The sequence below is a fragment of the Candidatus Kapaibacterium thiocyanatum genome (assembly GCA_001899175.1).
Taxonomy (GTDB): domain Bacteria; phylum Bacteroidota; class Ignavibacteria; order Kapaibacteriales; family Kapaibacteriaceae; genus Kapaibacterium; species Kapaibacterium thiocyanatum.
The window spans coordinates 101,329-126,267 of record MKVH01000013.1; the positions used below are offsets into that span (position 1 = coordinate 101,329).

21 protein-coding genes, 1 tRNA gene and 1 other RNA gene are annotated in these 24,939 nt (G+C 59.5%); 10 read left to right on the forward strand and 13 right to left on the reverse strand.

Annotated features, from left to right (window positions below; all coding sequences use genetic code 11):
- Positions 1-6: 6 nt before the first annotated feature.
- The 3 genes from BGO89_02300 (at position 7) to BGO89_02310 (ending at position 3,875) form a co-directional block, all read left to right on the forward strand.
- Positions 7-918 carry a hypothetical protein gene (locus BGO89_02300; GenBank protein OJX59424.1) on the forward strand — a complete coding sequence of 304 codons (912 nt, stop codon included), beginning with the start codon at positions 7-9 and terminating at the stop codon, positions 916-918.
- Between the two features lie 7 nt (positions 919-925).
- Positions 926-2,734 carry a hypothetical protein gene (locus BGO89_02305; protein ID OJX59271.1) on the forward strand — a complete coding sequence of 603 codons (1,809 nt, stop codon included), beginning with the start codon at positions 926-928 and terminating at the stop codon, positions 2,732-2,734.
- Between the two features lie 214 nt (positions 2,735-2,948).
- Positions 2,949-3,875: a hypothetical protein gene (locus tag BGO89_02310; GenBank protein ID OJX59272.1), complete on the forward strand. Its 927-nt coding sequence runs from the start codon at positions 2,949-2,951 to the stop codon at positions 3,873-3,875.
- Positions 3,876-3,972: 97 nt separating this feature from the next.
- Here BGO89_02310 and BGO89_02315 read toward each other — a convergent pair whose 3' ends face one another.
- The 3 genes from BGO89_02315 to BGO89_02325 all read right to left on the reverse strand — a co-directional run bounded on the left by BGO89_02315 (position 3,973) and on the right by BGO89_02325 (position 9,961).
- Positions 3,973-7,617: a hypothetical protein gene (locus BGO89_02315; GenBank protein OJX59273.1), complete on the reverse strand. Its 3,645-nt coding sequence runs from the start codon at positions 7,615-7,617 to the stop codon at positions 3,973-3,975.
- 39 nt (positions 7,618-7,656) lie between these two features.
- Entirely contained in the window at positions 7,657-8,391 is a 735-nt protein-coding gene (locus BGO89_02320; protein ID OJX59274.1) for a hypothetical protein, read from the reverse strand.
- Between the two features lie 256 nt (positions 8,392-8,647).
- A complete protein-coding gene (locus tag BGO89_02325; protein OJX59275.1) occupies positions 8,648-9,961 on the reverse strand; it encodes a hypothetical protein in 1,314 nt (437 codons plus the stop codon).
- Between the two features lie 15 nt (positions 9,962-9,976).
- Between BGO89_02325 and BGO89_02330 the strand changes: the two genes are divergently transcribed.
- From BGO89_02330 to BGO89_02345, 4 genes are all read left to right on the forward strand, one after another.
- Entirely contained in the window at positions 9,977-10,204 is a 228-nt protein-coding gene (locus tag BGO89_02330) for a hypothetical protein (protein OJX59276.1), read from the forward strand.
- A 118-nt stretch (positions 10,205-10,322) separates the two neighbouring features.
- A complete protein-coding gene (locus tag BGO89_02335; protein ID OJX59277.1) occupies positions 10,323-11,393 on the forward strand; it encodes a recombinase RecA in 1,071 nt (356 codons plus the stop codon).
- Between the two features lie 12 nt (positions 11,394-11,405).
- Positions 11,406-12,119, forward strand: a complete 714-nt coding sequence (locus BGO89_02340) for a hypothetical protein (protein ID OJX59278.1) — start codon at positions 11,406-11,408, stop codon at positions 12,117-12,119.
- Positions 12,120-12,166: 47 nt separating this feature from the next.
- Positions 12,167-13,834 carry a hypothetical protein gene (locus tag BGO89_02345; GenBank protein ID OJX59279.1) on the forward strand — a complete coding sequence of 556 codons (1,668 nt, stop codon included), beginning with the start codon at positions 12,167-12,169 and terminating at the stop codon, positions 13,832-13,834.
- A 17-nt stretch (positions 13,835-13,851) separates the two neighbouring features.
- On the opposite strand, the gene BGO89_02350 is transcribed toward BGO89_02345, so the two are convergent.
- Positions 13,852-15,831: a hypothetical protein gene (locus BGO89_02350; GenBank protein ID OJX59280.1), complete on the reverse strand. Its 1,980-nt coding sequence runs from the start codon at positions 15,829-15,831 to the stop codon at positions 13,852-13,854.
- A 47-nt stretch (positions 15,832-15,878) separates the two neighbouring features.
- Here BGO89_02350 and BGO89_02355 point away from each other — a divergent pair.
- Together BGO89_02355 and BGO89_02360 are read left to right on the forward strand one after the other, a co-directional pair.
- Positions 15,879-15,951: transfer RNA gene (locus BGO89_02355), tRNA-Gly, on the forward strand.
- A gap of 67 nt (positions 15,952-16,018) precedes the next feature.
- Positions 16,019-16,957 (forward strand): hypothetical protein, encoded by a 939-nt coding sequence (locus tag BGO89_02360; GenBank protein OJX59281.1) that lies wholly within the window; start codon positions 16,019-16,021, stop codon positions 16,955-16,957.
- Between the two features lie 28 nt (positions 16,958-16,985).
- Here the strand turns inward: BGO89_02360 and BGO89_02365 are convergent, their stop codons facing one another.
- The 9 genes from BGO89_02365 to BGO89_02405 form a co-directional block, all read right to left on the reverse strand.
- Positions 16,986-17,357: a glyoxalase gene (locus BGO89_02365; GenBank protein ID OJX59282.1), complete on the reverse strand. Its 372-nt coding sequence runs from the start codon at positions 17,355-17,357 to the stop codon at positions 16,986-16,988.
- A 99-nt stretch (positions 17,358-17,456) separates the two neighbouring features.
- The gene (locus tag BGO89_02370; GenBank protein OJX59283.1) at positions 17,457-19,514 is read right to left on the reverse strand and encodes a cadmium-translocating P-type ATPase; all 2,058 of its coding nucleotides are present in this window, start codon (positions 19,512-19,514) and stop codon (positions 17,457-17,459) included.
- Between the two features lie 157 nt (positions 19,515-19,671).
- Positions 19,672-20,036, reverse strand: a transfer-messenger RNA (tmRNA) gene (gene ssrA, locus BGO89_02375).
- Positions 20,037-20,260: 224 nt separating this feature from the next.
- Entirely contained in the window at positions 20,261-20,740 is a 480-nt protein-coding gene (locus BGO89_02380) for a hypothetical protein (GenBank protein OJX59284.1), read from the reverse strand.
- Positions 20,740-21,177: a hypothetical protein gene (locus BGO89_02385; protein OJX59285.1), complete on the reverse strand. Its 438-nt coding sequence runs from the start codon at positions 21,175-21,177 to the stop codon at positions 20,740-20,742. The genes BGO89_02380 and BGO89_02385 overlap by 1 nt, the downstream gene beginning before the upstream one ends.
- Positions 21,178-21,277: 100 nt before the next feature.
- Entirely contained in the window at positions 21,278-22,174 is an 897-nt protein-coding gene (locus tag BGO89_02390; protein ID OJX59286.1) for a 4-hydroxy-3-methylbut-2-enyl diphosphate reductase, read from the reverse strand.
- 26 nt (positions 22,175-22,200) lie between these two features.
- Positions 22,201-22,908: a cytidylate kinase gene (locus BGO89_02395; protein ID OJX59287.1), complete on the reverse strand. Its 708-nt coding sequence runs from the start codon at positions 22,906-22,908 to the stop codon at positions 22,201-22,203.
- A 35-nt stretch (positions 22,909-22,943) separates the two neighbouring features.
- Entirely contained in the window at positions 22,944-23,651 is a 708-nt protein-coding gene (locus BGO89_02400) for a hypothetical protein (GenBank protein OJX59288.1), read from the reverse strand.
- Between the two features lie 12 nt (positions 23,652-23,663).
- Entirely contained in the window at positions 23,664-24,254 is a 591-nt protein-coding gene (locus BGO89_02405) for a hypothetical protein (GenBank protein ID OJX59289.1), read from the reverse strand.
- Between the two features lie 128 nt (positions 24,255-24,382).
- On the opposite strand from BGO89_02405, the gene BGO89_02410 reads away from it, so the two are divergent.
- Positions 24,383-24,934, forward strand: coding sequence for a hypothetical protein (locus BGO89_02410; GenBank protein OJX59290.1), 552 nt, complete (start codon positions 24,383-24,385; stop codon positions 24,932-24,934).
- The last annotated feature ends 5 nt before the right edge of the window (positions 24,935-24,939 follow it).

A 24,939-nucleotide genomic window follows, 5' to 3' on the forward strand; every position in this document is an offset into this window, starting at 1 on the left:
GATCCCATCATCGGTGCCGGTATCGACATCGGTACGAATACGATGCTCATGGTCATCGGAAGGATGGATGGAAACGATCTTGTCGTTATGCGTGACGAGCACTCGATCGCACGTCTCGGTGAAGGTGTCGATGCCACCGGAACGATTTCGGAGGCCGCCGTCGTACGCGGATGTGACATTCTCGGACGCTATGCCGCCATCATCAGGGACATGGGCGTTTCCCGGGTCCGGGCCGTCGCTACCAGTGCGATGCGGGATGCCACCAATGCGACGGAGGTCCGGCATCGGCTGGAACAGGCTCTGGGATGGCCGATCGACGTGATCGACGGCGAGGAGGAAGCAGGACTGACGTTCATCGGAACGGTCGGTACCGATGATCGTCCTGCCACGGTGATCGATATCGGCGGTGGCAGTACCGAGTTCGTGAAAGGTACGGGAGGTGTCGTCAGTGCATCACGAAGCATCGACATCGGTGCCGTACGGTGTACCGAACGGTATCTGGGCACGTTGCCGGCCGACCGCGATGCCATCCTGAAGGCACGCGGAGAAATCCGTACAATGATTTCGGACATCGTCACGTTGATAGGCGATGCGGGGCGACTCGTCGGAGTGGCCGGGACGCCGACGTCCCTGGCTGCCGTAGACCAGGGGCTGGCATCGTTCGATGCGTCCCGTATCGACGGTTACGTTCTGACTGCTGTCCGTGTCCACGATCGTGCCGAAGAGCTGCTGAGATATACCCTCGACGAGGTCCGTGCGCTGCCGGGTGTGCATCCACAGCGGGCCGACATCCTTCCTGCAGGAGCGTTACTGCTCGACGAAGCCATGTCGGTGCTCGGCGCCGACAGCGTGACGGTCAGTACGCGTGGACTCCGATATGGGGTTCTCCTGTCGATGCTCCGACAACCTTCATCATAGAGGTTCCATGCGATTCCCTTCCCTGGCCGACATGACGGTACGCGCGGGTGAAACGCTCCGCCGATTCCCCGAACCCCTGGTCGTGGCGCTGTTGTCGACCATCATGGGGCTGGCCGGTTTATGGTCCGGATCCTATCCGACGACCTTCCCGTACTGGACGGAGAACGACTACGTCCTGAACACGGCCTGCGGTATCATCCTCTTCACCATGATTCTGTCACTGGTACTCATCCGGGAGTCGGGCAGGATATCGCGGCGAACGGAAGGTCTTTCATACCTGGTGGCCATCGGCCTGGTCATGGCGATACGGGCCTCCATAGATCTGTCGCGCTCCGGACGAATCATCATCCTCGTCTTTCTCGCGCTCGCACACCTGCAGGTGGCCCTGTGCGGTATGCTCCATACGGGGCGTACGGGATTCTGGGCCTACAACAAGGCATTGTTCCTTCGGATATGTTCCGGCGCCCTGTTCACCGGTGTCCTGACGATCGGTCTCGAACTGGCCGTCGTCGCGGGTGAGGTTCTGTTCGACATGCACATCGATAACGAGATCTATCCGTCGATCTTCATCGTCATGTTCGGCATCGTCCATACGTGGTTCTTCCTCGCCGGTATACCGGCGACTCCTGCCCGTGACAAGGCGACCATCGAGGTCAAGGACGTGCCCCGGGGCCTGCGCATCTTCTCGCAGTTCGTCCTGCTTCCGCTGGTCGTCGTCTTCTCCGCGATACTCTATGCATACGTCGTCAAGGTTCTGTTCGTATCGGGCATGCATGGATCGGTGTCGGCCTTCATCCTTCTGCTGACCGGTTGCGGTGTACTGGCCTGGCTGTTCACCGCTCCCTTGCATGGATCGCCGGAGTATCGATGGGTACGCTCCTACGTACGCATTCTGGGTATCCTTCTGATTCCGCTGACGGTGGTGCTGTGGGTTGCCGTCCTGCAGCGCATCGCCGACTACGGCATGACGGAGCCGAGGTACGTCGTCATGGCCCTGGCCGCATGCTGTACGGTCATCGCGCCGTATCTGGCATTCGTGCGTAATCCCGATATCCGCATCGTTCCCCTGTCGCTCTTCGTGGCCGGACTCGTCACCGTAGCAGGACCTATCGGGGCCCGTACTGTTTCCTGGAACGATCAGACATCGCGTGCTGAGACGGTCCTTCGTGAGCATGCGATGACGAACGGGCGGTTCGACAGGAACAAGGCCTTGGCCATGCCGGACAGTCTCAAGCGGATCGTCGCAAATACCGTGGACTACGTGTACGACTATTCCGATACGACACGCATCACGTCCTGGTTCTCCGATATCGGAGCTCCGTCGATGTCGGACACGACCCTGTCCTACTCTCACGGAGATCTCTATGCCTATCGGCTTGGTGTCATCACGGGTGAACAGCATCCGCGTTCCCGTTACGAAAGCGTGGTCCTGGAAGCGGACGTGATGGCACTGGCACGTGTTCCGGACGGTAGTGCCATACCGTTCGTCTTCGACTTCGACGCGGAAGCCAAGGTCAGGGATACCATGCAGGTGGGGATCGGCAACGATCGATACGTCCTCTACCTCGCATCGCATGGCATCGCCGTTCGCAGACAGGGCTCCGAAGATGTCGCCCTCGTCGATGTCGGACCGTTGATGGGTTCCCGTGGCACTCATCAGGGCGAGGTACCGTTGTCCAGTCTTGCTGCCGAGGGGAAGGCCTCCACCTTCTTGGTGACGATGCTGTTCACCAGGGTGACGGCTTCGCGGGCGATGAGAGACAGCACTCTTGCCAGCATGTCGGGATCGGGTGTCATCTACATACGTCAAAAGTGACTGGCCGAATGGACGACGAATGGTAATTTTGCCACGTCATGCACCGTCATGACGGGACCATGGTGATGACCCGGCCGTGTATTTCGGCCGTATTCCCGTTCAGAATCAGGTAGTTGCGTACGTTTACGGATGTTTCCTCAGCCGAAAACGCCGGAACTTTGCGGTTCTCTCGGAGACCTCAATCGACATCGGTACGAAGGGTAGACATATGGGAATGGGGGCGTGGAAGTTGACCCTGATGGGGGTCGTGTCGGCATTGACCATGATCGGCACCTCCAATGGACAGACCGGAAGCTCGCCGGATCATACACTTACGCTGAAGTACCATATCGGTGTGGGCGACGTCTATTCCTATCGTATCATCATCGACCAGAATGTCGTCAACAACCGCGCGGCACGACTCCATACGCGATTCGACATGAACGTCATCGATAGCGACGATAATTCGGATCCGATCTGCCGCCTCCACGTCCTTGCCGATACGAGCAAGTTCGAGGGTGATGTATCAGGAGCGAAGACGACGTACGTCGTGGCTGGTAATCGTCTCTTCACGGAAGCCGGTATGTTCGAATCGATCATCGATGCCATGGGGCGGATGATTTCGGGCAGGTCCATCCTCGAAGAACGTGACAAGGGCATGGAGACGAGTGCAGGTAACGAGCTCAACCGGATGACGGTTTCGTCGAGAGATGCTGCCGAACTGAACATGGTGGTCAAGCCTACGATTCCCTATCCCAAGCAGACCGTGATACAGGAAAAGTATCTAGATACGGCCCAGGTCACGTCACGGTTCCAGTCCATTTCCACCCTGTCTCCTGGTGAATCGAATTCCGACCGGAAGCTCAACGTCGATACGATCTACCGGACGACCGTGCTCGACTCCGTCGTCATCGCCGATCAGCGTGAGGTCGCCTACTTCTCCGTCCGATCGGAACGGCGTACCTTCACACGAACCACCTATGTATCGGAAGCGACCATCCGACGCGACGTCGGTACGGGACTCGTAACCGACATCAGCGAGCATGCCTACAGGCTGGATGACGAGAAACGCATTCCCTACTATTCGGCTCATGCCATGCTCGTCGTCGAGCGTTCCACACCGTTCAAGGGAAACGGTATCGGAACCTTCTACGGACGATAGCCGGCATCACAAACGAGACCGGAACGACAACGGGCCGTCATCCTCGAGGATGACGGCCCGTCCTGCTTTTCATTTATCTGTCAATCGCTTATCGCGATCACTTGATCACGGAAAAAGCTCCTGTCAGCAGTGTATCCTGTTCACGTTCGTGGAGCTTGGCCGAACCTGTCGCCGGGCTTGCAGCCGCTGGACGTCCTACGTAAAGGAGGCGTTGGCCGAGTCGCATCAGATCCGACAGGATGGGCTGGACGAAGAACCAGGCACCCATGTTCCTGGGCTCTTCCTGGCACCACACCACTTCGGTGGCCTGGGGATAGCGTGCGAGGATGCTGCGCATTCCGGCTTCGTTGAACGGATAGATCTGCTCGAGGCGGACCAGGGCGACGCTCGAGGCGTTCAGGTCCGCGCGCTTCTTGACGAGTTCGTTATGGACCTTGCCGGTCGTGATCACGACGCGCGAAATCGTCGAAGGATCGGCGATCGTGGCATCGTCGATGATTTCCTGATAGGAACCGTTCACCAGCTCGTCGACATCGGAGACGAACGTCCGCAGATAACCCTTTGGCGTCATGATGACGAGGGGCTTGCGCCAGTCCGCCTTGACCTGCCTGCGCAGGGCATGGAAGTAGTTGGCGGGCGACGTGAAGTTGCAGACGATCATGTTGTCTTCGGCACAGAGCTGAAGGAAGCGCTCGAGACGTGCGCTCGAGTGTTCGGGGCCCTGACCGTCGTAGCCGTGGGGCAGAAGCATGGTGATGTTCGAACGCTGTCCCCACTTCTCTTCGGCACTGCTGATGAACTGGTCTATCACGATCTGGGCGCCGTTGGCAAAGTCGCCGAACTGGGCTTCCCAGAGCGTGAGGCCGGTCTTGGCGACGGTGCTGTATCCGTATTCGAATCCGAGCACAGCATACTCGCTGAGGGGGCTGTCGTGGATGCGGAGTCTGGCGTTCAGTCCGGGAATCGTATTGATCGGAATGTGACGCGACTCGTTCACGATATCGTTCTGTACGGCCTGGCGGTGATTGAACGTACCGCGGCCCGTATCCTGTCCGGTGATACGGACGGGATGATCTTCGAGAAGCAGCGAGCCGAAGGCGAGCGCCTCGGCCATACCCCACTGGACGTGGCCTTCGTCGAACATCGTCTTCCGCTTGTCCATTTCGGACTTGACCTTCGGATGGATGTTGAAGCCTTCCGGTACGGAGCAGATGGCGGACACCATCGTTGCGAGCACATCCTTCGGTACCGTGGTCTTCACGGGAGCCATCATATCGTAGGTGAGGTTCGGGCGGCGCGAGAAGACGGACGCGCCTTGCGACGATCTGTTGTCGAACGCCGTTTCCAGTACCTTTTGTTCTTCCTCGACGATGGCCTGGAGGGTTTCGGCCGACGTCACTTTCTCCGAGATCAGCCTGTTTCCGTAGAGCTTGCGCACGGGAATCATGCTGCGGATCTTCTTGTAGAGAAGCGGTTGCGTCGCCGTGGGATCGTCCTGCTCGTTGTGGCCGTACTTGCGATAGCAGTACATGTCCACCACCACATCTTCCTTGAACAGATTGCGATAGGCAAAGGCGAACTGGGCCGCTGCGCGGCAGGCTTCCGGATCGTCGCCATTCACGTGCAGGATCGGTATCTGCAACATCTTGGCGATGCCCGTCGCATAGTTCGTCGAACGCGAATCTTCCGGCGACGTCGTGAAGCCGATCTGGTTGTTGATGATGATATGGACCGTTCCGCCCGTCGCATAGCCGTTGAGGCGGGCCATGTTCAACGTTTCGGGAACGACACCCTGTCCGGCGAAGGCTGCATCACCGTGGATCAGGATGGGGAGGACACGCGAGTGGCCTTCGTCCATGATCTCGTCGTCGAGTGCGCGCGCTACCCCTTCGACGACCGGGTTGACGGCTTCGAGGTGACTCGGATTCGGAGCGAGAACGAGATGCACTTCCTTCTTATCGGAGGAAACGTAGGTGCCGCGCGCACCGAGGTGATACTTCACGTCACCCGAACCCTGGAAGGCTTCGGGGTCGATCATCCCTTCGAACTCGTTGAAGATCTTCTCGAGTGGCTTGCCCATCATGTTGGCGAGGACGTTGAGACGGCCACGGTGGGCCATGCCCAGGACGACGCCGGAAAGGTCGGCTTCCGCCGCACTTTCGAGGATCTGGTCGAGGATGATCTGCGTGGACTCGCCGCCTTCGAGCGAGAAGCGCTTCGCACCGAGGAACTTGGTCTGGAGGAAGTTCTCCAGCAGCTCGGCACGGGACAGCTTCCGGAAGGTCTCGATCTTCTTGTCGGCGTCGAGGGCCATCCTGAGACGGGAGTTCTCGACGTAGTTGCAGATCCAGGACTTCTTGACGGGATCCTGGATATGCATGTATTCTGTACCGATCTGGTCGCAGTAGATCTCGCGCAGCATGCCGATGATGTCGCGCAGCGTCGCACGCTTCACGCCACCGAGACCGCCCGTGTCGAATTCACGGTCGAGGTCCCAGATCGTGAAGTTGTAGTGGGCCGGGTCGAGTTCCGGATAGTAATAGGCTTCGAGTCCGAGCGGATTGATGTCGGCGAGCAGATGGCCACGTACGCGATAGGCGTTGATCATCTGGACGACGCGACCTTCCTTGTCGATGATTTCCGGCTGGTCGGCAGGAAGGAAGGGATTGCTTCCCTTTTCCACGACCCAGCGGATGGGCTCGAAGGGCAGTTCGTAGGCGGCGTAGATCTGGTCGTAGAACCGGTGTTCTCCAAGCAGGAGCTGGTGCATGTACTGCAGGAACTCACCCGATTCCGCACCCTGGATCACACGATGGTCGTAGGTCGACGTGATCGTCACGGTCTTCGAGATCGCGAGCGTTGCCAGGATCTCCGGCATCATGGCCTGGAATTCGGCCGGATACTCGATGGAACCTGCTGCCACGATCGTTCCCTGTCCTTCCATGAGACGGGGCACGCTCATGACGGTGCCGATCATGCCCGGATTCGTCAACGTGACGTTGGCGCCGGTGAGATCCTCCGGTGTGAGCTTGTTCGTGCGCGACTTGGCGATCAGCTCGTCATAGGCCTTCGCGAATTCGGCGAAGGTGAGGTTCTGGGCATTCTTGATGCTCGGAACGAGCAGGATGCGCGAACCATCCTTGCGCGTCGTATCGACGGCCAGACCGAGATTCACGGATGCGCGCTGGATCTTGACGTGGATACCGTCATGGACTCCATAGCTGTTCTTCATGTTGGGCACACGCTCCGCGGCCTTGACGATGGCCCAGGCCAGGATGTGCGTGAAGGACAGCTTGGGAAGCCGCTTCTTGGACAGGAAGGTATTCAGGATGCGTCGGTTCTCTTCGAGCGCCTTGACCGGTACCGATCGCACGGACGTCGCCGTGGGAACATGCAGCGAGGCGATCATGTTCTCCGCGATCTTGCCGCCGATCGAACTCAACGGAACGAGCTCGTCACCGGCACCGAGTGCAGGCAGACGCGTGGTGCCGTTCGCCGTAGGTACGATGGCGGGCGTCGCTGCAACGGCAGGAGCCGGTACAGGCGGTGCGGCCGGCACTGCAGGCGTGGAGACGACCGGTGCCGATGGAGCAACGACGGGCGCTGCTGCGACGGCGGAGGCCGGTGCGGTTTCAGGATTGTATGTCTGGAAGAACGAGCGCCACTCAGGAGTGACGGAGTCTGGGTCACGCAGATAGTCGAAGTACATTTCATCGACGTATGCGCTATTCATCGACATCATGGTCGAGTGCTTTCCGGTTAACCGACAATAGCGACAAAGCTACGGATTTACGGCGGTTCGAAGGCCTATGAAGGCGAGCGAACGTCCTGCGTATTCACGATCGCGTCGATGCGAATGATAGCGTTCGTCCACGAGCGTGCAGGCTCCGTCCACCGTGATGTGTTCGGCCGATATCCCCGCGCCGACGAACTGAGCCCTGATGGCTGCACGGTTGTCGAAGAGATAGCGACCGTTTTCACTGACACGGATGTGTTCAGGAAAGAATCGTGCCACGTCGTCTCCGACTTCATATCTCTCGCCCGAAGCGCAAGGTGACATATAGACGAAGATGTCGTCCATATCGCTTCCCCACCGTTCGATCATGAGCGAAATCGCGTGTCCCGCGATGTTCGCCTGTGTACCGCGCCAACCTGAATGCACCGCACCGATGACATTCCGCTTCGTATCGTGAAGGAGGATGCCGCAGCAATCGGCGATCCTCACTCCGAGTACGAGATCCGGAACATCCGTCAGGAGACCGTCCCCCGCAAGACCTTCCACAGGTTCATCCACGATGTGGACTTCACTCCCGTGAATCTGCCGGAGCATGACCAATCGGTCGGAATCGATGCCGATCGTGGCAGCGAGAAGGTGGATGCTGGTCCGTACCAGTGAATCGTCCGCACCGCCGGACGTGGAAAAGGTAAGACCCGGTGGAGGCAGTCTGTCGGTATTCGTGTGCGTGACGCCTGCGACGACGTTCGGTCCCAGGTCCGCAGGTGTGTAGGTGATCATGCGATGAAATTAGCGATGATCCCCCAACCAGGATGACTGAACGGCTACCGCGATATGGACCGTTCCGCTCGCATGGGACGACAGGATCGGTCGGGAATACCGTCGATGTCGTGTAACGAATGCAGATAGATAGAGGCCGTGTGTCGTCGAAGCGATAGATGATACGTCGCGCATGTCGATGGATATGTAGGTAGCACACCTTCCGGAAGTATGCGCGACATACAGGTCATGTAATCGAATCGTCGTTCACGCCGGATCACACCAGGCATGCAAGGGTCATGACGACGGCAGCGACCGCCCCACGAGTGACGAGATGCAGCCAGATCGAGCATCGTGGTATCCACCAGGTCGTGACGACGAGGACGACTGCCACGGCTATCGAGGAATAATGATCGGGCTGGGCCATCGACATCCATCGTGCGATGACGTTGGCCAGATGCAGCATCGTTTCCGCGCATGCGATGAAGGCCGTATGGAATGGAAGTCCGACGAGATCGATGACGACTCCGCACAGGGCCATGGTCATGGCACCGCTCATCAACGGAACGACGGGAATGTTCGCGAGCGGACTGACGAGCGACGTCGCTCCGAAGATCATCGCAGACGGTATGGAAATAGCGGCCGAGGCCGCCATGCCTACGGACCAGGTCGCGATGGCCGTTCCATGCCATGACCTGCGGACGACGATACAGCGTCGCAGACACCCTTCCCATGCCGGTGTGAGAAACAGGATACCCAGCGCCGCAGCCATGGAAAGCTGGAACGAGACATTCCATGGAAGGACGGGATCCATGACGATCATCACCAGGGCCGTGGCCGACAGGATCGTGACGTCGTCCCTGTCCCGTTCCAGAAGCCGTCCTGCGATACCGAGCCCGCCGCACAGGGCCGCGCGTATGCCCGGCGCTTCCCCGCCGGTGACGAGGACGAACCACGCGATCGCCATCAGGCATATGATAGTGCGGATCCACGGTAGCGCGACCCATGCGAACAGCGTCGAGATGATTCCGAGCATCAACATCACGTGGGATCCGCTCACCGAGAACATATGAGCCGTGCCTGCCGCCGCATGCCAGCGCCGTTCCTCCTTCGGGATTTCACTCTGGTCTCCCGTCAGCAACGCCAGGATCATCGGGCCGGACGAGGGGGTATAGTTCCCTTCGATATGCTGTCGTAGCGCGCTGCGTGAACGGCCCACGGCCGCCTGGAGAGGCCCGGGATTCCCACGGACGTCGACGTCGCGCGCATGGCACCAGCATTCCCAGGCGACCGGACCCCATGTGGTCATGGCGCGCCGCCGGACCGAACCGTAGACGACGACCCGTTGCCCTTCCGCGATACCTTCGATGGAATCCACGACGCGGACGTGTATCCGGCTGTCCTCCATCGGCGGCAGGTGCTGCCCATCCACCGTGCCTTCCATGACGAATCGTCCGTCGGTACGGACCGAGCCTACGCTACCCTCGATCCGTGCCCTCCGGTACGGTTCCCTGGTACCCGGAGACATCGGATATATCGTGAGCACTCCTGCCGCGAGCATCGTGCCCAGGGACGCTGCCGCGGATACCATGCCGCAGACCGGCAAATGGCGCCTCGCGAGCATGGTACAGAGCCCGAAACCCAATGCCATCCCGTGCAGAACGTCGATATCCCACCCGAGAATCCAGGCCAGATCGACGACCAGGACATCGACGAACAGGGTGATGCACAGGATGGCAAGAAGGGGGCTTCGGATACGTTCCATGCTACTTCGTACGATACCGTATCCGATCGTGACGCTACCATCCAGCCTGTTGATAACTTCAGTCCGTGACCGTCGGAACGACGCTATATCTTTGGGGGTCTAGCCAGACCTTGTCACGGTTGACCACCGACCGGACACTTCATCCCAACCAGCAACAATTGTTTCATTCGTCCCCGGTTTTATCACCATGAGTACGGACACGAAAGCGCCCAAGGCGGACACCCTCGTCCCCGACGCCAAGATCAAGGCTGCCCAGCTTGCCATCGAACAGATCGAGAAACAGTTCGGCAAGGGCTCCATCATGAGGCTGAACGACGACAATCCCGTTCAGATCGACGCCATTTCGACAGGTTGCCTGTCGCTCGATGCCGCCATCGGTATCGGTGGAGTTCCCCGCGGCCGGATCATCGAGATCTACGGTCCGGAATCGTCCGGCAAGACGACGGTCTGTCTCCAGGTCATCGCCGAAGCCCAGCGCGGAGGCGGCCTCGCGGCCTTCGTCGATACGGAACATGCCCTCGACATCGGCTATGCCCAGCGCCTTGGCGTGGATCTCAACAACCTGCTTCTGTCGCAACCCGAGTTCGGTGAACAGGCACTCGAAATCGTCGAAACGCTCGTGCGCAGCGGTGCCATCGACGTCATCGTCGTCGACTCCGTCGCAGCCCTTACACCCCGCGTCGAAATCGAAGGTGACATGGGCGATGCCCAGATGGGGTCGCAGGCCCGTCTCATGAGTCAGGCCATGCGGAAGCTCAATGCCGCCATCGGCCGCTCGAACACGACGGTCATTTTCACGAACCAGCTTCGTTCCAAGATCGGCGTCGTCTACGGCAATCCCGAGACCACCACGGGCGGTAACGCCCTCAAGTACTATGCTTCGGTGCGGATCGACATCCGCCGGAAGGACGTGATCAAGGACGGCCAGGACATCGTCGGTAACCGCGTACGCGCCAAGGTCGTCAAGAACAAGGTCGCTCCCCCGTTCCGCGAAGCCGAATTCGACATCATGTACAACGAGGGTATCTCCAAGCTCGGCGATATCATCGACGTCGCCGTCGAAAACGGTATCGTCACGAAGTCGGGGTCGTGGTTCACGTACAACGAGGAGCGCGTGCAGGGACGCGACGGTCTCCGCAAGATGCTGCAGGAGAACGCCGAACTCTTCAACGCTCTCGAAACGGAAGTTCGTGGACTGCTCCACCTTCCGAACAACGCCAGGCCGTCCGCGACGAACGGCAAGAAGAAATCGGAATAATCGTCCCATCCCATGAGCGTCAGTAACGACAAGCCCTCGGATGACCGGGGGCTTCCCGTTTCGGGCACGGCCGTCATCACCTCCATCCGACGCAACAAGAAGAACGGCGAGCGCTGTTCGGTCTTCGTCGATGAAGAGTTCTTCGCCGCCTGTGCGATCGATATCGCTGCATCGTTGGGCCTGCGTAAAGGTCTGGTGATGACACCGGAGATCGAACGCACGCTTCGTGCCGAAGACAGGAGGATGACGCTTCGTACCAAGGCATATGGCTATGCGACCTACAAGCCGCGTACCGAACGTCAGGTGAGGGATCACTACGCGAAGCTCGGCTACACGCCCGAAGAGATCGACGACGTCATGATCTGGCTTGCCGAATTCCGTCTTGTCGACGATAATCGGTATGTCGAACGGTTCATCGACGCTTCGCGGGAACGGAAACCGTTGTCACCCCGCATGATCCGGCAGACGCTGCTGAAGAAGGGTATCGCAGATTATGTCATCGACAGGGTACTGTCGGCTTCGTATGCGGAGGACGACGTGTTGACCGCGGCACAGAGCGTCGCCGGAAAGAAGTGGCGGACATTGTCCAGCACGCCGCCGCGTGAGCGTATGGACAAACTCGTTCGCTTCATGCAGTACAGGGGCTATGCCTGGGACGTCATCAAGCGCGTGATCGAGCGGTACAAGGACGACGACATGGGGTCCGGCAACGAGGACGACGCGTGAGATCGGAACGAACGACGGCGATCGTATGAATTCGACAGGGACAATGGATGAATATCGAAACCATGATGGATCGCATCCGAATGCGACATGCCAAGCAGGATGGACGGAACGTGACAGGACACCTTCATGTCCGGTTCGATGATCGTTCGTTGCCGTATTGTGCCGGAACATTCCTCCGTATCGTCATGACCGGTCTCGTTCTCTGCGTATCGCTTCCTGCGACGAACGGTATCGCACAGGGGCCGACGACATGCATGCGCCAGCGGCTGCCGGAATCCATCAACAAATTCCAGCCTACGACCATTCCCGTGCTGTCCCCGGACGGCCAGACGTTGTTCGTGGATCGCAAGCTCCACCCGGAGAACGAGGAAGGTGCCTCCGACCCCGACGACGTGTGGATCAGCCACCGGATGGGTGGATCGATCTGGACCGAACCGGAACGTACTGCATTCACGACGTTCCGTCGTCCCGATGTTCTCTTCTCGCTGAGCAGGGACGGACGGAGAGCCCTCGTCTACGGGCGGTATCTCTATAGGGATGGCGATTCCATCCGTTGCTTCGCTGTCGCGGAGCGTATCGATGCCGGTCTTCCCTTTTCGGTGCTGACCCCGATCGATCTGCCTGCGATGAGAGACATGGGACGGAACTTCTACGGGTCGTTGTCCGACGATGCCACTGCCCTCGTCATTGCGATGAATCGTCCGGGTGGTGTCGGTGATCTCGATCTCTACGTCAGCAGACGGTGCGGCGACAAATGGAGTACACCGGTTTCTCTCGGTCATACCATCAACACGAAAGCCTTCGAAGGAGCTCCCTGTCTTGCCCCCGATGGTCTCACCCTGTACTTCTCGTCATCGGGACGGGACGACCGGCGCGGCAAGGCCGACATGTACGTTACGCGCAGGCTGGACGACACATGGACGTCATGGAGCCGCCCCGTGAACATGGGGCCGTGCATCAATACGCTGGAAGACGAGACATCGTTCTCGCTGATCGGTGATGGCGATTCGGCGCTGGTCACATCATGGGACCCGGAGCATGGCAGACCGGGCATCTATCTCGTCGGCCTCACGACCGACCAGCGTCCGGCACCCTACGTCATGTTCTCGGGAAGGATCACCAATCCGTTGACCGGACAACCCGTGGAAGGTGCGCGTCTCGTCGTACGCGATTCCACATCGACATGCCGCGAAGCGCTGATCTACGGTACGGGGGCGAACGGCGATTTCACGATCACGCTGGCATCGGGCAAACGCTACGGTATCGAAGCACAGGCCGCCCATCACATTTCCGCCACGCAGACGATCGGTGTACGCAGACTCGATTCGACATCGGAACTGAGGCTGTCGGTCTACCTGTTCGATCATCGCATGCCGCTGGCGAGCGTCTTCTTCGAGCGCGGTTCATATGAAGTAGGACCGGTCGAGCAGGCCAAGCTCGACGAGCTCGTGCAACGATACGGCTTGAGGGCCATCAGCTTCGAGGTCGTCGGGTATACGGATCCGATCGGCAACCAGCGCGATAATGCCAGGCTTTCGAAGGGCCGAGCAGAAGCCACGCGGGAAGCGCTGCGCAAGGCAGGAGCGGACGAGAAGCGCATCGAGGCGACGGGCCGAGGCGTGGAGTATCAGGGAACCCAGCTCTTCCTGAAGGAGCATCCGCAGAGCCGGCGTGTGGACATCTTTCCGGCACAACCGCCGGGCAGAGGGCAGTGACGAACTCTACACGTCCGTCAGATCCTGACCGTTGCCGTCCTGATCCTGCCGTCCTGGGGCTCTTCCTCGATATCGATCTTCCACGCATGCGACGTGTGGACGTAGATGGCCAGCGACGTTGGAGAACGCCACTCGAATCCTTCGTCGTGAAGTGGGCTCTTCCATAGTGTCCGTTCGGAGAATATCGCCGCTGCCCGCTCGGTTCCTTCCGTATCGGTCAGCGTGATGATGAGCTCTTCCTCGTTTCCCGGATGTCGTTCGAGCTCGAGGGTGATCCGCTGCCAGTTGTCCTGTGTTTCGACACCGATGCTTCTCGAAATGGCATCGACGATATGCATGGCGGCACTGCCGAATTGTACGGGTGTCCGGCGAGGTGCAGAGGGATCCGCCATGCTTGCCGAAGCCTGAAGTGGCTGGAACAGATCGATGGGCGGCGCGACGCCGCAGGCATGGAACATCGCGTCGAGATGCCGGCGGAAGATCATGTCGAAATCGCCCTTGTTCGGTGCCTGATGCCGGTCGTCGTACCACCAGAACCAGTCTGAAGCTTCCATCGCGAGAAGTTGTTCCCGCAGGTCACGCTGGGCCGCCTCGCTTCGGGTTCCGGCCGTCGTTTCCATGGCATGGCGTACGTCACGCAACAGTGACCATGCGAGATTCTTCACAGGATTACCGATCCATACGTCGAAGTTCCCGTTGATCCATGAACCGGGAACGATCATGTCGAGAACGGGCATGATACGGTGCTCGGCAGCCGTCGCTTCGCCGCAGGTCGTCATCGTGAAGTGCTGGCGATCCGTCAGGCGCGTCATCAGGGCTCTCAGGAACGGTTCTCCATTCTCCGGATAGAATTCCCAGCAGTTCTCGCCGTCGAGAATGATCGGAATCACGGCATGATCGAGGACGTCTTCGCCATGTTCACGGACGAGGACGCGGCGTCGTTCGTCGAGTCGGCGAACGAAGTCGTCGGCTGCAGTCGCCGCATCCCACGTGGCGTATTCGAAGCCGATGGCATCGCTCAGGGCATGGTCCCTGAAAAGCATCGCGATGTCCCCTTCAGCCGTCCGGACCGTCCACGGGAACCATGTCGACGTCGGCGTCCATCGATGTCCGAGCGTCGCACGGAGCACCTCTTCGTCGCTGGCAGCCCACCGCACGCCGTGGCGTGCCATGATGGTCAGTGCCTGCATGCTGACGCTCCCTTCCGCGGGCCACATACCATGCGTCGGATGGGCCCATGTCGCCTGCCAGTATTCCTTCGCTCTGCGTACGTGCTCGTCGGCATCGTCCGGTGCGGTGAATGCGGGTACAGGCAATGGAGCCGTCGGGAGACCGGGACGTGCATCGTCGGTATCGCAGAGCAGCGGCAGGATCGGATGATGGAATGGCGTAACCGACAGTTCCCATGTCCCCTTCGCCTGCTCCGTCGCGAGGAAGGCTTCCATCGACGCCATGATGCGGAGATGGATATCCAGGAGCGTCAGTTTCTGTTCTTCGGTAAAGTTCCGTCCCTGTTCGATGAGTGCACGGACGATGGGCATGGTGCGCCGATGCATGGGACCGACCCACGTCAGGTTGTAGAGCACCTGGAGATCCCTCCACTCCTGCGCGGAAAAGGCCGGCCATTCGCCGCGTACGATACGGTCGTACAATTCCGAGAATCTCGGGAGCGGCCGGATCATCGTCCGATCCTGACAGATCACGAACAGCCGTGCGATACGTTCCTGCTCCGCATGGGTGAGGGCGTCGGCAGGACGTCTGGTCAGGTGTTGTACTTCGTCCTCCACCCCGCCGAGATAGGCCCTGACCTGTTCGAGCATCGCGGGCACGAGGTTGAAGGTCATGGCGCGATTCTCAGGAAACGAGGCCATGATCATCGGCAGATCGACGTAGTCCTTGACGGCGTGCAGACGCACCCAGGGAAGGAACATGGAGCCGTCGATCCGGTAGTCGGGCTGGTGAAAATGCCAGAGGATGGCGATGCGAAGAGGTTTCATACCCCAAAGTTCCGGAATCCGGACGAATCACGATATTCGCAGTGACTGCGGGAATAGCTCAGTTGGTAGAGCGTCAGCTTCCCAAGCTGAATGTCGCGGGTTCGAGTCCCGTTTCCCGCTCGCAGGGCGTAACATTTTGCGCAGGCATCCGTCCAGTCCCGGTCAAGTCGTTCACGAAAGGGACGTTGTGGCATCATGTACCTGCTCCTATTGTCGTAGTGCATCCGGTTCGGCCGTCGGCGACGTCTACCGGGCCACGGAAGCACATCACGCCGTCATGGCCGAGATGGACAGCGGCTTGTTCCGTCTGAATGGCGGTGCCATCGATTCGTTCGATCACGTCTCGCGACTATCCATCCGCTGGGTTCTGGGCGGTACCCAGTACTATCGTCTGGGCGGCTCCCACCATCATCGTATCGATCCCACCTCATATCTGCTCATCGCACACGGACAGAGCTATGCCACGGCGTTGCCGGACCCGAAATCGGTCATGGTCGGTGTGGCCTTCAGACCGTCCCTCGTGAAAAATGTCCTGCAGGTTGCCGTTCGCAAGGACGAGGATCTGATCGATACGGAGCACGACGGTACGGGAGAACTGCCGCTCGTGGACAGGCGCTTCGATTGTGCGACCGAGATGGCGGAATTACGTTCCAGGGTCGTTACGACCATCGACGAAGGCAGAGCCGGGATGGAAGAGCGCGAGGCCCTGGTCATCAGATTGCTGGAACTGATCGTACGCGATCACGGCCACTACATGCATCGGGCGGATCGACTCGTCGCACGCCGGGCCTCCACACGCGTTGAGCTGCTGCGTCGCCTTTCGATGGGCAGGGACTACATGGATGCCTTCTTCCATCGCCCTCTCTCGCTCCGCGAAATCGCCCGCGAAGCGTGCATGTCCGAATATCACTTCCTCCGTGCATTCAGGGATGCCTTCGGCGAAAGCCCGTTCGCCTATCTCGGACGCCGCAGGATGCAGGAAGCCGAGCGCTTGCTCGCACAGACGAACCGGTCCGTATCGGATATAGCGTTGATGGTCGGCTTCGACAATGTCTCGGCGTTCTCACGCCGGTTCCGGAACATCATGGGACAGACGCCGACACAGTCGCGCGTGCTGCATCGATGAATCCGTGTCTGCGGCCTGATACGGCAACCTACCTGTGCTGATCCACCAGTACGGGATTGCCATCCGGATCGACGACGATGAAACTGGCCGGGCCTGTCGTGGATTCGTCCGCTTCCACCGTCATCGTCATTCCCTTGTCCTTGAGTCGACGTTGCAGATCGCGAACGTCGGTGAAGCTCTCGAGCGGCTGGGCGTTGCTGTCCCATCCTGGATTGAACGTCAGGATGTTCTTCTCGAACACGCCCTGGGACAGTCCGATGACGGGCTCGCCGTTCTTCATGATGAGCCAGTTCTGCGTCTGATCGCCTGCGAACGACGCGACGCCGAGCTGTTCGTAGAAACGCTTCGATGCTCCGATATCCTTCACGGCCAGGCTGACGGAGAATGCACCGAGTTCCATTGCGTTCTTCTCCAGTGATTGTACTACGGATGATCATGACGGATCTGCTGCGGATGCGGGTCGAACGGAAGATCCGACGACCCGGCATTGTTGCGGATGCTATCGATCGATACTACCGGATGTGGGCGTATTCCTGAATTCCATCCGTTGTATGCGTACGGCATTCAGGATGGCGATCAGCGCTACACCGACGTCGGCGAACACCGCCTCCCACATGGTCGCGATTCCCCCGGCGCCAAGAGCGAGGACGACTCCCTTGACGACGAAGGCGAGCGTGACGTTCTGCCATACGACGGCCTTCGTACGTTGTCCGATCCTGATGGCCATAGGAATCTTCGACGGTTTGTCGTCCTGGATGACGATATCGGCGGTCTCGATGGTGGCATCGCTGCCGAGTCCACCCATCGCGATGCCCGCATCGCTCAAGGCGATGACGGGAGCGTCGTTCACGCCGTCCCCGACGAAGGCGACGCTTCCGTTCCGGGACCGGATATCCTGAACCCTCGAGATCTTGTCTTCCGGCAGGAGATCACCATAGGCGTTGTCGATACCGAGTTGTCCGGCAACGTATGCGGTGACGGTCCCCTTGTCGCCGCTCAGCATCGTCGTCGTCACGTTCAGCGCCTTGAGGCCGTCGATGGCTGCCTTCGCATCGTCCTTGATCCTGTCGGCGATGGTGATGTGCCCCACGAATCGCCCGTCATAGGCGATGGCGATGACGGTATGGACGATGTCCGTCTGGTCGATCTCATAGCGTATCCCGAACCTGTCCATCAGCCTGAAGTTGCCTGCAAGGAGCTGTTTGCCGTCGACGATTGCCTTCATACCCTGGCCTGCTATTTCTTCGATATCCGTCAACCGCAAGGTATTGTCGACGTCGCCGACGTGGTCCCAGATCGCCGTCGCGATCGGATGTGTGCTGTGGTGTTCGAGGGCATTGACCATTCGCAGGACCGTTTCCCTGTCGAAGGCAGGGTCGAAGACCACGTTCTGAACCTTGAACACGCCTTCGGTCAGGGTTCCTGTCTTGTCCATGACGATGTTTCGCACGTTCGCCATGATGTCGAGGAAATTGCTGCCCTTGAACAGGATGCCGTTCCGGCTCGCCGCACCGATCCCTCCGAAGTATCCGAGCGGGATGGAAATGACCAGAGCGCACGGACACGAGATCACGAGAAATATCAGGGCCCTGTACAGCCATGTGCTGAAGGTATAGTCCTGCACGAAGAAATACGGAAGCAGGCAGAGGGTGGCGGCCAGTGCTACCACCATCGGTGTGTAGATTCTCGCGAACTTCCGTATGAAGAGTTCCGTCGGGGCCTTTCGTGACGTGGCATTCTGTACGAGCTCCAGTATCCTGCTGAGCTTGCTGTCCTGATACGCCGTCGTGACCTTCACCTGGCTCACGGTATTCAGATTGATCATTCCCGCGAGTACGGCATCGCCCTTCGTCTTCGTGTCTGGCCTGCTCTCTCCGGTCAGCGCCGATGTATTGAACGCCGCCCGGTCCGACAGCAGTTCTCCGTCCAGAGCCAGCTTCTCGCCCGGTTTCAACTGGATGATGTCTCCGGGACGGGCACTCAGGGCCTTTGCGGTTACAGGGCGGTTGTCGCGCAGGATCGTGACTTCGTCCGGACGCTGGTCCAGCAAGGCCTTGATGTTGCGTTTCGCCCTCGATACGGCCATGGTCTGGAACACTTCACCGATGGCATAGAACAGCATGACGGCGATGCCTTCGGGATACTCGCCGATGGCGAAGGCACCGATGGTGGCGATGGACATCAGCAGGAATTCCGAGAAAACTTCACCCTTCATGATGCTTCGTACGGCATCCCTGATCACGGGAAGTCCGACGGGAATGTAGGCCAGTACATACCATACGAGCCTTGCCCAGGCGGTGAACCATTCCGGCTTCAGGTAGTGGTCGAGTCCGAGAGCGGCCAGGAGAAGAACGAGCGACGTCAACGGCGGGATGAAGAGTCGGAACGTCGTGTTCACCGTTCCATGATCGTGATCCTGGTCATCTGCACGATCGTGACTATCCGCTGTTCCATGCTCTTCGATGAGTTCTTCCGCACCGGCATTGGTATAGATCTTTTCTTCCTGTGTACAGCAGAGCTGCCTTCCCTCTGCATCGTAGATATGCTGGTGTTCCATATACCGCTGATCTTCCGGTGTCGATGATATGCTCACTCCTGCTGCAGAATCCAGAGCGCGGAAAAGCTACACATATCGGATGTCATGCGAGGCCGTGAAGCTGAGCCGAGGTCCGAAACGGAAAAAGGGATGATCGTGAGATCATCCCTTTTGCTTCCTGTGGAGATGCCGGGAGTCGAACCCGGGTCCGAAGCGCAGTTACCGAAGCTTACTCCATGCGTAGTCGATGTAGAAGTTTAGCGGATGCGTTCACCCATCGACAGGTCGCTATCCACGATCATCAGAAAAATCTTGCGCTATGCCCTGATGCACGACTTCACGCCAGCCTGTCAGAAGCGTCACCGGAGTGGAGGACGACAGGCAGTCATCCGTCCGATGGCATGGGTACCTGGGTTAGGCAGCCATGCGATAACCGAAGTTATCGCCTAGTCTTTGTTCGCCAGTTGTATTAACGAGCTCCACCAGCGTAGCTCGGCATGCATCTTCGTGTTTCCGTCGCCTCGTCGAAACCGGTACATCCCCGTTCATTCGGATCGAGACAGAACAAAGATACGATGAAGACGGTTGCCGGCCGTCGTTGTTGTAGTCGAATGGTGCATACCTCCGATAGTCCTTCGCTTCCCGGTCGTTACGCGGGGGGCATCGGTTCAATTCGTGGGTTCGCTCCCTTTCGGTGAGGACGGGGAATGGACGATATGCCGTCGACGGTATCGTCGAACGTATCCGTTCTTCGATGATGATCTTCCCTACTTCTTCCACATCCTGCCGTCGAAGCCGAAGGCGACGGGCTTGCCGGTCGCACACCGTTGCCAGTCCGGGTGACGCGGGTTGAGCAGGACGTTCCATTCTCCCGGAACGATGGCCGAAGGTATGCGCAGGAAGGCCGTGCGCATGGACTCGCACCATTCCGTGCCGATGCGCTGTGTGCCTTCCAATGGCGGCTCGGACGTCCAGTCGTCGGGCAGTTCTCCGATGCCGACGGTTTCGACAGCGACGTCGGCCGGTACGACGACTTCGATGGCGACGAAGCGGAGGCGTGAGTCCTCGGGCGCGAGGTGGACGAAGAGTTCCAGCGCGGCGAGGCTCAGGGACTCGGAAAGATAGACGGCGGTCGTATCGCGCAGATTCCACCGGCCTCCATACAGACGGGCTCCTTCTCCATCCATGGCGTGAGCGGCATATCGGTGCTTGACGATACGCCAGAACGATCGGGTTTCGGCGGCCATCAGGTATAGACGCCGTATTCGAGGCGGCCGAGAAGATCTTCCACCTCACGCGCTCCCGCTTCGGATTCGAGGAGAGAAAATGGCGTGCGGTTACCCAGACCACGTTGCGGTTCGCGCAGCCACGTATATGCCCGTTCGGTGTTCTCGAACACTTCCTGTGCGAAGGCCATGATGCGGGCGATGCGGTAGAGTCGGTCGCTCATCGCCGCCGTGAGATGGGGCTCGTCTTCCTTGGCGATGCGCTGGAGCGTCTTGGCGCTGACGCCGAGCGACTGGGCCAGTTCGGCCTCCGTAAGCTGGAGCGATTCCTTGACGTGCTGTGCGGCCTGGAGGCGGAACCCCTGCTGAATCGCCGCGTGCAGGTCCAGTTGAGTCCGTACGGGAAGGCCTACCGCCGGCTTTCCGCCGATGATCTTGTATACCTTGGCGATGGTCATGGTGTGATTCCTGGTGGACAACTGACTGCAATATACGGGACAAATGTCGCTTTATTGCATTCGATCGACATGAAGTGATCGAAATGATGTCCTTGGGAAATCAGTTGTATCTGGTGCGGATGGCCTCGGCTACCTCTTCCATGTACCATTGCGGAGTACTGGTGGCGCCGCTGATGCCTACCGTCTCCGCTCCGGCGAACCATTCGTCGTTCAGTTCCGACGCGTTCTCGATGAAGTAGGTTCGCGGGTTCGAGGCATGGGCCACGTCGTACAGCACCTTGCCGTTGCTGGAGGCCCGGCCGGCGACGAAGATCACGACGTCGTTGTTCGAGGCGAACTGGGCGAGCTGCCCTTCGCGGCCGCTGACCTGGCCGCAGATGGTGTCCTTGGCGTGGAATTCGGTAGCGATTTCCTCGATGGTGTCCACCACCAACTCGGCGATACGGGCCTTGAGAGCATCGCGAATGGCCTGGAAGGTAGGCCTGTCCATCGTCGTCTGCGAGAAAAGGACGGTCTTGCGGGCTGGATCGACGAGGGCGAGGGCTTCGTCGACGTTCTTGACGACGACGCAATTATCGTGGACGACACCACGGACGCCGAGTACTTCGGCGTGATCCTTCTTGCCGAAGATGACGATCTGGTATTGCTGGTCGTAGAACTTGCGGACGCGTTCCTGGAGCTTGGTCACGACCGGGCAGGTAGCGTCGATGATTTCGATGCCGTATTCCCAGGCCTTGCGATAGGTGGCGGGAGGTTCGCCGTGGGCGCGGATGATGACCTTGGCTCCACTATGTGCCAGGCGTTCGAAATCGTCGACGGAAACGGTTTCCAGTCCCTTGGCTTCGAGTCTCGCGATCTCGCTCGGATTGTGGATGATGTGACCGAGAACGTAGACGTTACGGTTGGCACGTTCCCTGGCGAGCTGGTCCTCGGCGATCTGTACCGTGCGTACCACGCCCCAGCAGAAGCCGGAAAATCTGTCGATGGTAACGTTCATGATCGCGTCGATGCCTGCACAGTGAATTACAAGTTGCCGTAGCCCGAGATCAGGTTGTAGGCGCTGAGGTACTTGCGCGCCAGAGTGACGATGCGGTCGACCTGCTCGTCGATGGTGAGATTGGTCGTATCGATTTCCGCCGCTCCGTCGGGTCGTACGAGGGGGCTGTCCGATCGTTCGGAATCGATCCGGTCCCGCTCGACGATCTGATGACGAACCTGGTCCAGTGTTAGTTGCTGTCCGTTCAGATGCGCTTCCGACGCCCGGCGGCGGATCCGCTCGTCGAGGTCGGCAACGAGAAAGACCTTCACTTCGGCCGAGGGGAAGACGACGCTTCCGATGTCGCGTCCGTCCATCACCACCCCGCCCGATGCTCCCATGGAGCGTTGCATGGAGACCATGGCACGTCGTACGACGGGCATGGCGCTGATGGTGCTGACGAGATTCGTGACGTCGGCCGAACGGATGGCTTCACTGACATCGATACCGTTCAGATAGGTGCGCTGGCCGCCCACGGTATGGACGAGCCTGATGTCGGTATGTCTCAGCAGGGTCTGGAGGGCATCGTCCGTGATGGTGGTGCCTTCACGCAGTGCTGCGAGGGTGACGGCGCGGTACATGGCGCCGGTGTCGATGTAGACGTATCCGAGGCGTTCGGCGACACGGCGTGCCGTGGTCGATTTCCCGGCTCCTGCCGGTCCATCGATCGTTACAATGATGTTCTTGTCGGGCATATTGATTGCAAAGATACAGCTTCCGGTGGCACTCGTCAGATATGCAGGAGAAGGTCGATGGCCAGCTTCGTGTCGGAGAAGTCCGGTAGCACGGCGTCGGCGCCATGATCGGTCAGGGCCTGGACGTCGAACTCCCCTGTCGCCACGGCCAGTGAGCGCATGCCGTTGACGCTGGCGCAGCGGATATCGGGTGGTGCGTCGCCGATGACGACCGTATCGGTCACACCGAAGGGGTTCCGGCCCTCCTGCAGGCGGCGGGCATTGATGCGTTCGAGGGCGAGCGGCGGGAGCAGGTCGCGGTCCGCATGCTCGCAGCCGAAGGCCCCTGCCATGTCGAAGTGATCGTCGAGGGAGCCCATGGCGAGTTTGTGACGGGCTACGTCCCGTTGATTGCCGGTGACGAGGGCGAGCGTGATGCCGGAATCGTTCAGCGCATGCAGAAGATCCCTGACGCCGGGATGGACGTGAACGTCGTTCTGCGTGATCGTCTCGAAGGAACGTCGACGGAGGATATCCTCGTAGGCATTCCATCCGTCGTCGAGTACCGCGGCATCGATGCCGAGCGTGACTCCGAGATCACCGACGATGCGGCGGTCCGTACGCCCCGAGAACGAATAGCTGCGAAGAACGTCCGTCGGATCCGAACCGTAGACGGAACGAAAAGCCTCGGCGCAGATACTACGGCCGAGGCCACCGCGGACGCTGAGGAGCGTATGATCGATGTCGAAAAGAAGAAGGCGCATACCTGCAAGATACTAGTCGCGCCGCTCCTGCGCTTCCAGTTTCGCAGCGACGTGATGATAGAGCACGAGGCCGAGACCACCGCCGAGCAGACTGCTGGCGATGATGGCCAGTGCTGTCGCCTCGTCGTTCAGCGACATCGCGATGCTGGCCAGACCGCTGACCAGCACGCCGAGGCCGAGACCGGCGAAGAGCATGCCGATGCGCAGCGCACCGTACTTGCTCGTCGACTCATCCTTCGGAAGTTCGTCGAGGCCCGGATCCATTCCCTTCTCGATCATGGCCAGCTTGATGGCCTTGCGCGATTCGATGCGCCGCCATGCGATGAGCATGATCAGGAAGATGCAGATGATGGGAAGCGACAATGCGAGGATCGCCGGGATGTTCTCTTGCTTGCCGTCCTGAACGGCCGCCCTGAACTGGGCGTCGTGCTCCTGCTTCATGGAGTCGAGCACGAAGGCCCGGTATGCCGAATCGTTTCGCAACAGCGAATCCCGATGGGTAGTTTTCGACGTGTCCGCCGCTCCATCCGCGAAGGCGGGACGGGCGAACGTCAACAGGGTGGCGATGCAGAGCAGAAGTCCACGGACGATATGCATGGTCATTCCGATGACGGTGATGTGATGGATAGTCTTCGTTCATCGCTTTCGACAACGAAATTCGTCGAGGGTTTCATCTGAAACCCTGGCTGGGATATGTTGTCCAAAGGACGCTACATCATTTCCGGGATATCATGTCCGTACAAACCGATGCCTTTTCGACGCTGGTGACGACCTACAAGGACCGTGCACTGTCGCTGGCATTGCGTCTGCTCAAGGACCGCGACGATGCCGAGGATGCGTTGCAGGAGGCCTTCGTGAAGGCCTATCAGGGAATGACGGCATTCCGGGGCGAGTCCCGGACGAGCACATGGTTCTTCCGTATCGTCTACAACACATGCCTGAACGTTCTCAAGAAACGCCGCCGGCAGCCTGCACACGATGTGCTGGACGAGGATGTCACGTCCGTCTGGACCGAGCCGGTCGTGTTCGACACGATCGACCGCGCCGTTCTCGAAGACGTCCTGCGTGACGAACTCGAACGGATGCCACCGCTCTATGCTGCCGTCATGGATCTGTTCTACGTACAGGAATGCTCGTACGAACAGATATGCAGGATCACGGCGATGCCTCTGGGAACGGTGAAGACACGACTGAACAGAGGCCGTTCGTTGCTTCGTGCGGCCGTTGTGGCCCGGTGCCCGGATCTCGTCGACACAGGACTGACGGAGAGAACACATGAGTGACCACG